Here is a 13,761-nt window from a genome sequence, read left to right on the forward strand (position 1 = left end):
TTACGGTGCCATGTTAGCCCGGCCATCAAGCTGGCCTGTTTTTGCCTGATGCATCATACGAGGATAGAACTGCCAGAATAATGTTTCAAATTGAGGATAGCCTCGTTCGATATCGCTAAATGATCCAGAAAGCGCCGCCAGTTTCGGACGACGAAGCGACATGCGGTGTAGAACATTGCCAATAAAATCCAATTCGGCATAGCGCTCCAGCCAACGCTCTGCCCACAGATATTCGGTGAGGTGGCGAAAACGCTCAGGCGTCTGTGGCAAGTGTGGCGTAATGTGCTGCTGTACATTGTGAACAAACTGCTGAAGCGCGATGGCGGGCTCAAGCGTCGTCCAGTGCCGGGCCAGAAAGTGATCCCACAGCACATCCAGCGCTATCGGTGCGACGCGGCGATAGGCGGGGCTAAAATCACGACAGGCGGCACGGACTTCAGGCAGGCCATCTGTCAGGGTATCAATGCGCCGATGTAATCGAATGCCGGAGACAATCTCCGCCGAATAGACGCCTTCCGGGTTGCCTCGCACAAAATCAGCCATCAAGTTGCCGGTTAACGAGCTTTGCGCCAGCGTGGCGAGATGCAGATGAGCAAGAAAATTCATGGCAGGCAGTGATTCCTGTTCTGGCTAGCGAGGATGAGGTATCGCGTCAGTATAATCGTGTTGCTGTTTGCGGTGGCAGTATTTAGCCGATGAGCGTCGATGAAATGGAATGCGCCTCCCAGCCATTTACGCCTGTGCCGCTTATTTCTTGCAGCCAGCTCCGGTGGGCTCTAGACTAAGCCGCCTATTTTGTTTCATGTATCAAAAATTAAGTGGATAGCCATGCGTGTTTCCGATTTTTCGTTTGAATTGCCTGAGTCTTTAATTGCCCGCTACCCGCAGGCAACGCGCAGCGGCTGCCGCCTGTTGTCGTTGGATGGGCCAACCGGAGCGGTTTCTCATGGCGTGTTCACAGACCTGTTGGATAAGTTACAGCCTGGCGATTTGCTGGTCTTCAATAATACCCGGGTGATACCGGCGCGGCTGTTTGGCCGCAAGGCCAGTGGCGGCAAACTCGAAGTGTTGGTTGAAAGAGTGCTCGATGACAGGCGCGTGCTGGCGCATGTTCGCGCCTCAAAAGCCCCGAAGCCCGGTGCTGAGTTATTGTTGGGCGAGGAGGAGAGCGTTAAAGCCACGATGCTGGCACGCCATGACGCATTATTTGAAATTCGTTTTGATGATGCGCGCGATGTGTTGACTATTCTCAATGACATCGGGCATATGCCGCTGCCACCCTATATTGACCGCCCTGACGAGGCGGCGGATCGCGAGTTATACCAGACGGTATACGGCGAGCGTCCCGGTGCGGTGGCTGCGCCTACAGCGGGCCTGCACTTTGATGAGCCGCTGCTGGCCGCGTTGAGAGAAAAAGGCATACAAATGGCGTTCGTGACGCTGCATGTCGGTGCAGGCACGTTCCAGCCAGTCAGAGTGGAAACGATTGAAGAACACGTGATGCATGCCGAATACGCCGAAGTGCCGCCGGAGGTGGTCGAGGCCGTGTTGGCGTGCAAAGCGCGCGGTAATCGTGTGATTGCGGTGGGTACAACGTCGGTGCGCTCGCTGGAGAGCGCAGCCAGAGCCAGTCAACAGGCGCTGATCGCGCCGTTTTTTGGTGATACCCGTATCTTTATCTACCCCGGTTATCACTATCAGGTCGTGGATGCGCTGGTGACGAATTTTCATTTACCGGAGTCCACGCTGATTATGTTGGTTTCGGCGTTTGCCGGTTATCAACACACCATGGCGGCCTACCATCAGGCTGTTGCGGCGCAATATCGCTTTTTTAGTTATGGGGATGCCATGTACATCACCCATAATCCGGCCGCCGAACAAGAGCAGATCGGTTAATCCGGTATTTTCATACCGCAGGTGACACCTGTGGGTATTCAATGAGGTCATCAGACTGTTTTTCTGATGCTGGAGGTTAAGTGAAGTACCAATTATTAAACACCCAGGGGCGCGCGCGTCGCGGTCGTCTGGTTTTTGATCGTGGTGTGGTCGAGACGCCTGCGTTTATGCCGGTTGGAACATACGGCACCGTGAAAGGAATGACGCCTGAGGAAGTCAAAGAGACAGGCGCACAGATCATTTTGGGCAATACCTTTCACCTGTGGCTGCGCCCCGGCCAGGAAATCATGAAGCAGCATGGCGATTTGCATGGCTTTATGCAGTGGCATGGCCCGATTCTGACGGACTCTGGCGGTTTTCAGGTGTTTAGCCTGGGCGATATTCGCAAGATAACCGAAGAGGGCGTGCATTTTCGTAACCCTATCAATGGCGATGCGATTTTTCTCAGTCCTGAAAAATCGATGGAAATTCAGTACGATCTCGGTTCTGATATCGTGATGATTTTCGATGAGTGTACGCCTTACCCGGCCGATTGGGATTACGCCAAGCGCTCAATGGAGATGTCGCTGCGTTGGGCAAAACGCAGTCGCCAGCGTTTTGACGAATTGGGCAATCCTAACGCACTGTTTGGCATTATTCAGGGTAGTGTTTACGAAGATTTACGAGATGTGTCGGTAAAAGGGCTGGTGGACATTGGTTTTGATGGTTACGCTGTGGGCGGCCTTGCGGTCGGTGAGCCGAAAGCGGACATGCACCGCATTTTGGAGCACGTTTGCCCGCAACTGCCAGCCGACAAACCTCGCTACCTGATGGGGGTGGGGAAACCGGAAGATTTGGTGGAAGGGGTGCGTCGTGGCATTGATATGTTTGACTGCGTGATGCCAACCCGCAATGCCCGTAACGGTCATCTGTTCGTGACGGACGGCGTGGTAAAAATACGCAATGCCAAACATAAAGATGATACTGCGCCGCTCGATGCCGAGTGTGATTGTTACACTTGTCGCAATTACAGTCGCGCGTACTTGCATCATCTTGATCGTTGTAACGAAATACTGGGCGCGCGCCTCAATACCATCCACAACCTGCGCTATTATCAGCGCCTGATGGCGGGTTTACGCCAGGCCATTGAGGACGGTAAGTTAGAGGATTTTGTCGCCGAGTTTTATCAACGTATCGGTAAGCCGGTTCCGCCGTTGGTTGAGAACGCGGTGGAAGATGGCCATGAAGGCCATGTGCCGCAATAAACACGTTGGCGTGGCATAAGCGTTTTATAGATAACTGTTGTTTTGATAACTAAAGAGGACATTTAGATGAGTTTTTTCATTTCTGATGCTGTAGCAGCAACTGCAGGTGCTCCGGCTCAGGGAAGCCCGTACTCTCTGGTGATTATGCTGGCCGTATTCGGTCTGATCTTCTATTTCATGATCCTGCGCCCGCAGCAAAAGCGTGCCAAAGAGCATAAAAAACTGATGGATTCCATCAGCAAAGGTGACGAAGTATTAACCAATGGTGGATTGGTTGGGCGCGTGACCAAGGTGGCGGATAATGGATTTATCACCATCGCTCTGAACGAGACGAACGAAGTCGTTATCAAACGTGACTACGTGACGTCCGTACTGCCGAAGGGTACCATGAAGGCCCTGTAATCTTTCGACTTTCCCGAAGGGAACTATCGTGTTAAACCGTTATCCTCTGTGGAAGTATCTGACGCTGGTTGTGACGATTGTCATCGGCCTGCTATATGCACTTCCTAACCTCTATGGTGAGGATCCGGCCATTCAGGTCACTGGCGCGCGCGGAACCGCCGCCAGTGAATCTACGCTGGTCCAGATCCAGAACGTGTTAAAAGAACAAAACATCGTCAGCAAATCCATCGTATTGGAAAATGGTGCCATTCTGGCACGTTTCAGTACGCCAGATGTGCAGCTTCGCGCACGCGAAGTGTTGCTAAATGGGTTGGGCGAGAAATTTGTTGTGGCGCTCAACCTTGCCCCATCTACACCCAACTGGCTGCGCAGGCTGGGAGCAGAGCCCATGAAACTGGGTCTTGACCTGCGTGGTGGTGTGCATTTCCTGATGGAAGTGGACATGGATACAGCGCTAGGCAAGCTGCAAGAGCAGACGCTGGATTCGCTGCGTAGTGATTTGCGCGAAAAAGACATCAAATATGCGTCGGTGCGTAAATCGGATAACTATGGCGTGGAAATCCTGTTCCGTGACGCCCAGCTTCGTGATGAAGCCAGTAATTATTTGACGCCGCGTCACCGCGATTTGGTTATCAGTTCGAATGGTAGCGATGCGCTGCGTGCGGTGATGAGTGATGCGCGTCTGCGTGAAGCCCGCGAGTACGCAGTACAGCAGAACATCAATATCTTACGTAACCGTGTTAACCAGCTTGGTGTCGCCGAGCCGCTGGTACAGCGTCAGGGTGCCGATCGTATTGTGGTCGAACTGCCGGGTATTCAAGACACGGCGCGCGCCAAGGAGATTCTCGGGGCGACGGCGACGCTAGAATTCCGTTTGGTAAACAGCAATGTTGACCCGGTTGCGCTGGCTAATGGTCGAGTGCCTGGCGATACCGAAGTGATGAATATGCGTGAAGGCGGCCCGGTGGCGCTTTATAAGCGCGTTATTCTGACCGGTGATCACATTACCGATTCCACGTCGGGTAATGATGAATACAACCGCCCGCAGGTCAATATTTCACTGGATAGCGCCGGTGGCAACATGATGTCCAACTTCACCAAGGACAACATTGGTAAGCCGATGGCAACCCTGTTTGTGGAATACAAGGACAGCGGTAAGAAAGATGCCAATGGCCGCGCGGTTCTGGAAAAACAGGAAGAGGTGATTAACGTCGCCACCATTCAGTCTCGTCTGGGTAACAGCTTCCGCATTACTGGTATCAATAACCCGAATGAAGCGCGTCAGTTGTCGCTGTTGCTGCGAGCCGGTGCGCTGATTGCGCCGATTCAAATCGTTGAAGAGCGAACCATTGGCCCAACGCTGGGTATGCAGAACATCACTCAGGGTCTGGAAGCGTGTCTTGCCGGTCTGGCGGTATCTATCCTGTTTATGATCTTCTTCTACAAGAAGTTCGGCATGATTGCGACCTCCGCGCTGTTGTTAAACTTGGTGTTGGTCGTCGGCGTCATGTCACTGCTGCCGGGGGCGACGCTCACCATGCCTGGGATTGCAGGTATTGTGCTGACGCTGGCGGTAGCGGTAGATGCTAACGTGCTTATCAACGAGCGTATCAAAGAAGAATTGAGCAACGGGCGTAGCGTTCAGCAGGCGATTGATGAAGGTTACAAAGGTGCGTTTAGCTCCATCTTCGATGCCAACGTCACGACGCTGATTAAGGTCATTATCCTGTATGCCGTTGGTACAGGCTCTATCAAAGGATTTGCGATTACGACCGGTATTGGTGTGGCGACATCGATGTTTACTGCGATCGTGGGAACCCGTGCCATCGTCAACCTGCTGTACGGCGGCAAGCGCATTAAAAAGCTGTCTATCTGAGGAGTGCGTTGTGGCACAGGAATATACTGTTGAGCAATTGAACTACGGCCGTAAAGTTTATGACTTTATGCGCTGGGATTACTGGGCTTTCGGTCTTTCTGGCCTGTTGCTGCTGCTGTCTATCGCCGTGATGGGCGTTCGCGGTTTCAACTGGGGGCTGGATTTTACCGGCGGTACGGTTATCGAGATTTCGCTGGAAAAATCCGCCGATCTGGAGCAGATGCGTGAAGCATTGCAGAAAGCCGGTTTTGCCGATCCGCTGGTACAGAACTTCGGCAGCAGCCGCGACATTATGGTACGTATGCCGCCTGCTCATGATGAGGTTGGCGGTCAGGCGCTCGGGAGCAAGGTTGTTGGCGTGATTAACGATGCCACCAGCCAGCATGCTACCGTGAAACGCATTGAGTTCGTCGGGCCAAGCGTAGGTGCGGATTTGGCGCAGAATGGCGCGATGGCGTTGATGGCTGCGTTAATCTGTATTCTGGTTTACGTCGGCTTTCGTTTCGAATGGCGTCTGGCGGCGGGGGTGGTTATTGCATTGGCGCATGACGTTCTCATTACTATGGGCGTGTTAGCGCTATTTCGCATTGAAATTGATCTGACCATTATCGCATCGCTGATGTCGGTTATTGGTTATTCGCTAAACGATAGCATCGTGGTATCTGACCGTATTCGCGAAAACTTTCGCAAAATTCGGCGCGGCACACCGTACGAGATTTTCAACGTATCGTTGACCCAAACGTTGCACCGTACGCTGATAACCTCCGGCACCACGCTGGTAGTTATCCTGATGTTGTACCTGTTTGGTGGCGCGATGTTGCAAGGTTTCTCGTTGACCATGCTCATCGGTGTCACTATCGGTACGGTGTCTTCTATCTATGTGGCATCCGCGCTGGCGCTCAAACTGGGTATGCGGCGTGAACATATGTTGGTGCAGAAGGTCGAGAAAGAGGGGGCTGATCAACCCTCGTTGCTGCCCTAACTCGGCTTTTTATCGCTACTCTGTGGCGGCTTAAAAGAAAAACCCTGCGCTTGCGCAGGGTTTTTTTATCCATCGTTTATCGATCTATGCCACATGGTTGCCGCCATACTCACAGGCTGGCCTGAGTGCGCTCTCTTTTTCTCTGCCGCTGAGTTAATTAATCGTGTGTGGTTAATGTCATTACGGCAAAAAGTTAGCGTTCACTCATCGCACGCACCGTGTGGAAGCGAATAAATCCTAACTGCTCTGGCGTCAGGTTAGCCAGCCTGACCTCGACAGTCAGCTGTGAGGCTGGCGGTTGCGCTAGGGGGAAAACCAGTGTTTGGGTTTGCGTGTCGCCAGTTAAGGGTTTACCGCTGACCGGATCAAGAGGCCCCCAATCAAGCATCGCCTGAAAAGCGGGCAGCGCCTGCGCGTCCATAGCGCGGATAGTTAAAAGCGCGCGCGCGCCATTTGCTTCGGCCTCTACTTTACTCAGCGAAATACTGAGATGGCCAATGTGGCTGTCAAGTAATGCGCGATTTTGTGCCGCAGGCAGCAAATAGACGCCGGCAGTCGAGCTGGCATTGAGGCTATTTTGCTGTTCCAGCGCGATGGCGCGGTCAGCCAGTGTATGTAACTGCTGATTGATTTGGCCTAGTTCACTCTGTACCCGGTTGGTTGGCGGTTTTGTACAGCCGGTCACTACTATCAACGCGGCTAGTATTGGGATAAGTCGGCGGTGAAAAATCATAGGCGATTTCCTCTGACCTTGATGAGGTCATCAATGATTCCGGTGGGTATGGCTGTGCATTTTGCGCGCTTGAGCACTGTTGCAATTCTGTTGTTATACCTATTCTGTCGTTATACCTATTGATATCGGGCGTGTGGTGTGGCACCACACTACGGTGATGCGGAAAAACACCGTCTGCTGTTTCTATAGTGGCGTAAATAAGCAGAAAAGCGTAAGCAGAAGAGGCTGAATTGGCAGAAAAACGCTGACGCAATCGCAAAATCCTCACTTTGCCGGGCGGACATTCACGGTAACGAGAAGGTCGGCTGTTTTTTGCCTGTGTCCCCGGCATGGCAACTGTCTAAAGCTGATGTTTGTGATTGTAAACGCACGGTTGTCGGGATTTGGGTTATAGCGGGAATTCGGGGTAAACTAAGGCAAGTTTGCAACGCAATGGTCTGGATGGTTTATGCATTGTCCTTTTTGTGCCGCAGTAGATACCAAAGTGATCGACTCTCGTCTGGTGGGCGAGGGGACGCAAGTTCGCCGACGTCGGCAGTGTTTGGTGTGCAATGAGCGTTTTACAACCTTCGAAGTTGCGGAACTGGTGATGCCGCGCGTGATTAAGAGTAATGATGTGCGTGAGCCGTTTAATGAAGATAAATTGCGCAGCGGTATGTTGAAGGCACTGGAAAAGCGGCCGGTCAGTTCTGATGATGTAGAAACTGCCATTACCCATATCAAGTCCCAGCTACGGGCTACCGGAGAGCGTGAAGTCACGGCTAAAATGGTCGGCAATTTAGTGATGGATGCGCTGAAAAAACTCGATAAGGTCGCTTATATCCGCTTTGCTTCGGTTTACCGCAGTTTTGAGGATGTCCGAGAGTTTGGTGAAGAGATAGCCCGCTTGCAGGATTAATGCTCTTTTTTAGCGTGCCGAGTGTGCAACGGTACTTTCCTGGTTCTTTCCCGGTACGTCTTTAACGCCAGATGGGGACAGCATGACAATAAAGTCGGATGAATTTTATATGGCGCGCGCGTTGGAACTGGCGCGCCGTGGGCGTTTTACCACAACGCCAAACCCGAATGTAGGGTGTGTGATTGTGCGTGACGGGGAGATCGTTGGTGAAGGGTATCACCAGAAAGCCGGTGAGCCGCATGCAGAAGTGCATGCTTTGCGTCAGGCCGGTGAGCGGGCGCGCGGTGCAACGGCCTATGTGACATTAGAACCCTGTAGCCATCATGGGCGAACCCCGCCTTGTGCCGATGCGTTGATTGCCGCTGGCGTAGCCCGCGTGGTTGCGGCCATGCAAGACCCTAATCCTCAGGTGGCCGGACGAGGGTTACATCGTTTGCAGCAGGCGGGCATTGCGGGGCAGCACAGTGTATTGATGGCACAGGCAGAGCAAATTAACCGAGGCTTTCTCAAGCGGATGCGGACGGGGTTTCCCTATGTGCAGCTTAAACTTGGCGCATCGCTCGATGGCCGCACCGCAATGGCCTCCGGCGAAAGTCAGTGGATAACATCGCCTCAGTCACGTCAGGATGTGCAGCGTTTCCGGGCACAGAGTTCAGCCATTTTAACCAGCAGCGCCACCGTGCTGGCCGACGATCCTTCACTAACGGTACGTTGGGCGGAGCTTGATGAGCAAACGCGCCAGACTTACCCGGAAAGCGCTTTGCGCCAGCCGGTACGCGTGGTGGTGGACAGTCAGTCGCGCGTTACGCCGCAGCATCGCCTGGTGAGCCTGCCCGGGGAAACCTGGCTGGCTCGCCCTGTACGGGATGCGCAGAGCTGGCCGGACGGTGTCGAGCAGTTGACTATACCGCTGCATGGTGGTGGTGTTGATTTGGTGGCGCTGATGATGGTCTTGGGGCAGCGTCAAATCAATTCGGTCTGGGTTGAAGCCGGGCCGCGACTGGCTGGCGCACTGTTACAGGCAGGCGTCGTCGATGAGCTTATCGTTTATCTCGCACCGACATTATTGGGTGATGCCGCCCGCCCATTGTGTGTATTGCCCGGGCTTGAGCATCTGGCGCAAGCGCCATCGTTTCGCATTGCGGATGTGCGTCAGATTGGGCCTGATGTCCGTTTGACGCTAACGCCGCAATAACTTGAGCGCTTGTATCGGGAGCGACAGCGGGTGGTTTTCATCGCCGCTGAAGGTTTCGTCGTTATCAAGCCAAAAGCGGATACGCGTGTAGAAGAATATGATAGAATCCGCCCCCCTGCGGGGTCGTAAAACAATCAAAGGAAAGCTATGAACATTATTGAAGGTGTTGTTGCCGCTCCGAATGCCCGTGTGGCGATTGCTATCGCCCGTTTCAATCACTTCATCAACGATAGCCTGTTAGAAGGCGCGCTGGATGCATTAAAGCGCATCGGGCAGGTGAAAGAAGAGAATGTCACCGTGGTATGGGTGCCGGGTGCCTATGAGTTACCGCTGACTGCGCGTGCGCTGGCCAATAGCCAGAAATATGACGCAGTGGTGGCACTGGGTACGGTGATTCGCGGTGGTACAGCGCATTTTGAATTTGTTGCCGGTGAGTGCAGTTCTGGTCTGTCTCATGTTGCAATGAACAGCGACATTCCCGTTGCCTTCGGCGTGTTGACAACCGAAAGCATTGAGCAGGCCATTGAGCGCGCCGGGACAAAAGCCGGAAACAAAGGGGCGGAAGCCGCTCTGACCGCGCTTGAAATGATCAACGTATTACACTCAATCAAGTCAGCCTGATTTATTTAGTAAGGGGTATTCCGTGAAACCTGCTGCTCGTCGCCGCGCTCGTGAATGTGCGGTTCAAGCGCTTTATTCCTGGCAGTTATCCAAAAACGATATTGCCGATGTTGAACTACAGTTCCTGAGCGAGCAGGATGTCAAAGGCGTGGACATCGCCTATTTCCGTGAGCTGTTGGCGGGTGTCGCCACCCAGGCGGAAAAGCTGGATGCCCAGATGTCGCCCTACCTGTCTCGTCAACTCGAAGAGTTGGGGCAGGTAGAAAGGGCCATCCTGCGTCTGGCGGTGTATGAGCTTGGCAAACGCGAAGATGTGCCATATAAAGTTGCCATCAATGAGGCGATTGAACTGGCAAAAGTATTTGGCGCTGAAGATAGTCACAAGTTTGTCAATGGCGTGCTGGACAAAGCCGGGCCACATTTGCGGCCGGGTAAAAGATAAGTCAGTCAGGGCCGGTTTACCGGCCTTGGTTTTTTTCAGGTATCGCATTCTGGAAAGATTATGGCTCAAGGTGAGTTTGATGTGATTGCCCGCTATTTCAATCGCGCAGGTCACTCGCGGCGGGATGTTGAGCTGGGTATTGGCGATGACTGTGCCCTGCTCACCCTGGCAGAAAAACAGTGGTTGGCTGTCAGTACCGACACACTGGTCAGCGGCGTGCATTTTTTACCGGATATCGACCCGGCTTCTCTGGCTTATAAATCTCTGGCGGTAAATTTAAGCGATTTGGCGGCGATGGGGGCCGATCCTGCATTCGTCTCGCTGGCGCTGACGTTACCCCATGTCGATACCGATTGGCTGGCGGCATATAGCGACAGCTTATTTGAACAGCTCGATTATTACGGTATGCAATTAATCGGCGGCGATACGACACGCGGGCCGTTGAGTCTGACGTTGACCATTCAGGGCTTGGTGCCGGCAGGTCGTGCGCTAAGGCGCAGTGGCGCACGGGTTGGTGACTGGATTTATGTTACCGGTACGCTTGGCGATAGCGCTGCGGGTTTAGCGCTGCTACAGGCGGATTGGGCGGTGACGAATGATGATGATCGCCGTTTCTTGTTACAACGCCATCTGCGGCCTCAGCCACGTATTTTATATGGTCAGGCGCTGCGCGATTTAGCGAGCGCGGCGATTGACCTGTCTGATGGTCTGGCCTCCGATTTGCGACATATTCTCAACGCCAGCGATTGCGGCGCGCGTATTCATCTTGATGCGTTACCGTATTCCGAAGCGCTGCTGCGCCATAGTTCACTGGCGCAACGTAGGCAGTGGGCGCTCGGCGGGGGTGAGGATTATGAGTTATGTTTTACCGTGCCAGAAGTGAACCGAGGAGCGCTGGACGTCGCGATCGGCCACTTAGGGGCAGGTTACCGTTGCATTGGTCAAATTACCTCTGCGAGCGAGGGCATGATTTTCTGCTGTGACGGCCAAGCGGTAGATATTGATGTAAAAGGGTATGACCATTTTGGCGCATAACAATAAACATTCGTTGGTGGCTAAACGTCGTCTGCGGATGCGCAACCCCTGGCACCTGATGGCGACGGGTTTTGGCAGTGGGTTGTCACCGTGGATGCCGGGTACAGCAGGCTCACTGGCGGCGATCCCGCTATGGTATGTGCTGATGCTCTTACCGTTACAGCTCTACTCGCTATGGGTCATGCTGAGTATTTGTCTTGGTGTGTACCTGTGTCACCGCACGGCAAAAGACATGGGGGTTCACGATCACGGCAGTATCGTCTGGGACGAGTTTGTTGGGATGTGGATAACCTTAATTGCAATACCCTCAAGGCACTGGGGATGGGTTGCTGCCGGTTTTGTTATTTTCCGGGTTCTCGATATTTATAAACCCTGGCCGATACGCTGGTTTGACCGGCATGTTCACGGCGGAATGGGCATAATGGTCGATGATATTATCGCTGGTATTCTTTCCGCCGCCGTCCTGTATGTTGCCGGACATTACTTTTCCTGACGGCGTCGAGTCCGGCGAAAGGCAGGCGTAAAAAAACCGGGAAATCCCGGTTTTTTTGTCTGGCAGTCTACGCGCGTTACGCTAGCCAGTCGAGTATCTGTTGTTGAATACCGATGGCATTGAGCTTCAGGTCAGCGCGAATTTCCGTTTGCGTGCCCTGAGGAATAAATTCATCAGGTAGACCAAGATTGAGGACAGGCACCCGTAAGCGTTTTGCCATCACATATTCATTTACGCCGCTACCGGCACCGCCTATAACGGCATTTTCTTCCAGTGTGATGAAGGCATCATGGCTGGTGGCCAGCGAGTCCAGCAGTGCCTCATCCAACGGTTTGACAAAACGCATGTCCACCAACGTGGCGTTTAATGCGGCGGCGGCTTGCTGCGCTTCTGGCAGCAGGGTGCCAAAGTTGAGGATGGCGATTTTTTCTCCGTGGCGTTTTACCACACCTTTGCCAAGCGGCAGACATTCCAGAGGAGTCAGCGCTACGCCGGTCACATTGCCGCGAGGATAACGTACAGCGCAAGGCCCGGAGCGGTGGTGATAACCCGTATGCAGCATCAATCGGCACTCGTTTTCATCGCTTGGCGTCATGATAACCATACCGGGAATACAACGCAGATAAGAGAGATCAAACGCACCCTGATGCGTTTGACCATCAGCACCGACAATACCGCCGCGATCGATAGCAAACAGCACCGGCAGATTCTGAATGGCAACATCATGAATCACTTGATCGTAGGCACGTTGCAAGAAGGTGGAGTAAATCGCCACCACCGGACGGTATCCGCCAATGGCGAGCCCTGCCGCGAATGTCACGGCATGCTGCTCGGCGATAGCCACATCAAAATATTGCTGAGGATACTGGCGTGAAAACGCCACCATGCCCGAGCCTTCACGCATAGCGGGGGTGATGGCCATCAACCTGGGGTCATCAGCGGCCGTTTGTGATAACCATTGGCCGAAAACGGCTGAGTAGGTTGGCTGCGCTTCCTGATTTTTGGGCAGCGTGCCGCTGGCCGGGTCAAATTTCGGGACGGCGTGCCAGCTTATCGGGTCTTGCTCGGCCGGGGCGTAACCCTTACCTTTCTTGGTCATAATATGCAGCAACTGAGGGCCTTTCAGGTCACGCATATTTTTCAGTGTTTGCGCCAGTGCCTGCACATCATGCCCATCGACCGGGCCGATATAATTAAAGCCAAGTTCTTCAAACAGTGTGCCGGGTACGACCATGCCTTTGAGGTGTTCTTCGGTACGCTTCACCAACTCTTTTATCGGCGGCAGGCCGGAGAGCACTTTCTTGCCGCCTTCTCGCAAGGTGGAGTAGAGCTTGCCGGACAATAGCTGTGCCAGGTGGTTGTTCAACGCCCCGACATTCTCTGAAATCGACATTTCATTGTCATTGAGGATAACGAGCATGTCGGGTTTGATGTCACCGGCATGGTTCATCGCCTCGAATGCCATTCCGGCGGTAATGGCTCCATCGCCAATCACACATACGGTGCGGCGGCCTTTGCCTTCCCTTTCGGCGGCAACGGCCATACCGAGTACCGGCGCTGATAGACGTGGACGAGTGCCCGACGCTTAACACGTCGTATTCACTTTCACCGCGCCACGGGAAGGGGTGCAAACCGCCTTTCTGACGAATGGTGGCAATGCGGTCACGCCTTCCGGTAAGAATTTTATGGGGGTAAGCCTGATGTCCGACATCCCATACCAGATGATCGAACGGTGTGTTGTAAACGTAATGCAGCGCGACGGTCAATTCGACCGCTCCCAGACCCGAGGCAAAATGCCCGCTTGAACGGCTGACGCTGTCCAGCAGATATTGCCGCAGTTCATCACACAATTTGGGCAGGCTTTCCCTTGGCAACATGCGCAGTTCTTCAGGGTCATTCACCAGCGCCAGCGTAGGGTATTTCGCTATATCAAAGGTCATCGGA

The 13,761-nt window shown here is 53.5% G+C and carries 13 protein-coding genes and 1 pseudogene; 11 read left to right on the top strand and 3 right to left on the bottom strand.

The genetic code is table 11. From position 1 onward, the window contains the following. Positions 1 to 606: an acyl carrier protein phosphodiesterase gene (locus O1Q98_RS17020; protein WP_125258669.1), complete on the bottom strand. Its 606-nt coding sequence runs from the start codon at positions 604 to 606 to the stop codon at positions 1 to 3. A gap of 222 nt (positions 607 to 828) precedes the next feature. On the opposite strand from O1Q98_RS17020, the gene queA reads away from it, so the two are divergent. From queA to secF, 5 genes are all read left to right on the top strand, one after another. Then, positions 829 to 1,896, top strand: coding sequence for a tRNA preQ1(34) S-adenosylmethionine ribosyltransferase-isomerase QueA (gene queA, locus O1Q98_RS17025; protein WP_125258670.1), 1,068 nt, complete (start codon positions 829 to 831; stop codon positions 1,894 to 1,896). 80 nt (positions 1,897 to 1,976) lie between these two features. Beyond that, positions 1,977 to 3,140, top strand: a complete 1,164-nt coding sequence (gene tgt, locus O1Q98_RS17030; RefSeq protein WP_125258671.1) for a tRNA guanosine(34) transglycosylase Tgt — start codon at positions 1,977 to 1,979, stop codon at positions 3,138 to 3,140. 66 nt (positions 3,141 to 3,206) lie between these two features. Further along, on the top strand, positions 3,207 to 3,542 hold the full coding sequence (yajC, locus tag O1Q98_RS17035; protein WP_042859048.1) for a preprotein translocase subunit YajC: 336 nt from the start codon (positions 3,207 to 3,209) through the stop codon (positions 3,540 to 3,542). Positions 3,543 to 3,570: 28 nt separating this feature from the next. Further along, positions 3,571 to 5,418, top strand: a complete 1,848-nt coding sequence (secD, locus tag O1Q98_RS17040; RefSeq protein WP_125258672.1) for a protein translocase subunit SecD — start codon at positions 3,571 to 3,573, stop codon at positions 5,416 to 5,418. A gap of 10 nt (positions 5,419 to 5,428) precedes the next feature. After that, the gene (gene secF / locus O1Q98_RS17045; protein ID WP_125258673.1) at positions 5,429 to 6,400 is read left to right on the top strand and encodes a protein translocase subunit SecF; all 972 of its coding nucleotides are present in this window, start codon (positions 5,429 to 5,431) and stop codon (positions 6,398 to 6,400) included. Between the two features lie 193 nt (positions 6,401 to 6,593). On the opposite strand, the gene O1Q98_RS17050 is transcribed toward secF, so the two are convergent. After that, the gene (locus O1Q98_RS17050) at positions 6,594 to 7,133 is read right to left on the bottom strand and encodes a SadB/YajI family lipoprotein (protein WP_125258674.1); all 540 of its coding nucleotides are present in this window, start codon (positions 7,131 to 7,133) and stop codon (positions 6,594 to 6,596) included. Positions 7,134 to 7,581: 448 nt separating this feature from the next. Between O1Q98_RS17050 and nrdR the strand changes: the two genes are divergently transcribed. The 6 genes from nrdR (at position 7,582) to pgpA (ending at position 11,817) form a co-directional block, all read left to right on the top strand. Further along, entirely contained in the window at positions 7,582 to 8,031 is a 450-nt protein-coding gene (gene nrdR / locus O1Q98_RS17055; protein WP_125258675.1) for a transcriptional regulator NrdR, read from the top strand. 82 nt (positions 8,032 to 8,113) lie between these two features. After that, complete coding sequence (gene ribD / locus O1Q98_RS17060) at positions 8,114 to 9,226, top strand: bifunctional diaminohydroxyphosphoribosylaminopyrimidine deaminase/5-amino-6-(5-phosphoribosylamino)uracil reductase RibD (RefSeq protein WP_125258676.1); 1,113 nt, start codon at positions 8,114 to 8,116, stop codon at positions 9,224 to 9,226. Positions 9,227 to 9,373: 147 nt separating this feature from the next. Next, complete coding sequence (gene ribH, locus O1Q98_RS17065) at positions 9,374 to 9,847, top strand: 6,7-dimethyl-8-ribityllumazine synthase (RefSeq protein WP_022632536.1); 474 nt, start codon at positions 9,374 to 9,376, stop codon at positions 9,845 to 9,847. Positions 9,848 to 9,869: 22 nt separating this feature from the next. After that, positions 9,870 to 10,289 (top strand): transcription antitermination factor NusB, encoded by a 420-nt coding sequence (nusB, locus tag O1Q98_RS17070; protein ID WP_125258677.1) that lies wholly within the window; start codon positions 9,870 to 9,872, stop codon positions 10,287 to 10,289. Positions 10,290 to 10,349: 60 nt separating this feature from the next. Beyond that, complete coding sequence (thiL, locus tag O1Q98_RS17075) at positions 10,350 to 11,324, top strand: thiamine-phosphate kinase (protein ID WP_125258678.1); 975 nt, start codon at positions 10,350 to 10,352, stop codon at positions 11,322 to 11,324. Then, on the top strand, positions 11,305 to 11,817 hold the full coding sequence (gene pgpA / locus O1Q98_RS17080; RefSeq protein ID WP_125258679.1) for a phosphatidylglycerophosphatase A: 513 nt from the start codon (positions 11,305 to 11,307) through the stop codon (positions 11,815 to 11,817). The genes thiL and pgpA overlap by 20 nt, the downstream gene beginning before the upstream one ends. Positions 11,818 to 11,893: 76 nt before the next feature. Here pgpA and dxs read toward each other — a convergent pair. Continuing rightward, positions 11,894 to 13,757 (bottom strand): annotated as a pseudogene (gene dxs, locus O1Q98_RS17085) (1-deoxy-D-xylulose-5-phosphate synthase). Between the last annotated feature and the right edge of the window lie 4 nt (positions 13,758 to 13,761).

Source organism: Dickeya lacustris (assembly GCF_029635795.1).
Lineage (GTDB): Bacteria > Pseudomonadota > Gammaproteobacteria > Enterobacterales > Enterobacteriaceae > Dickeya > Dickeya lacustris.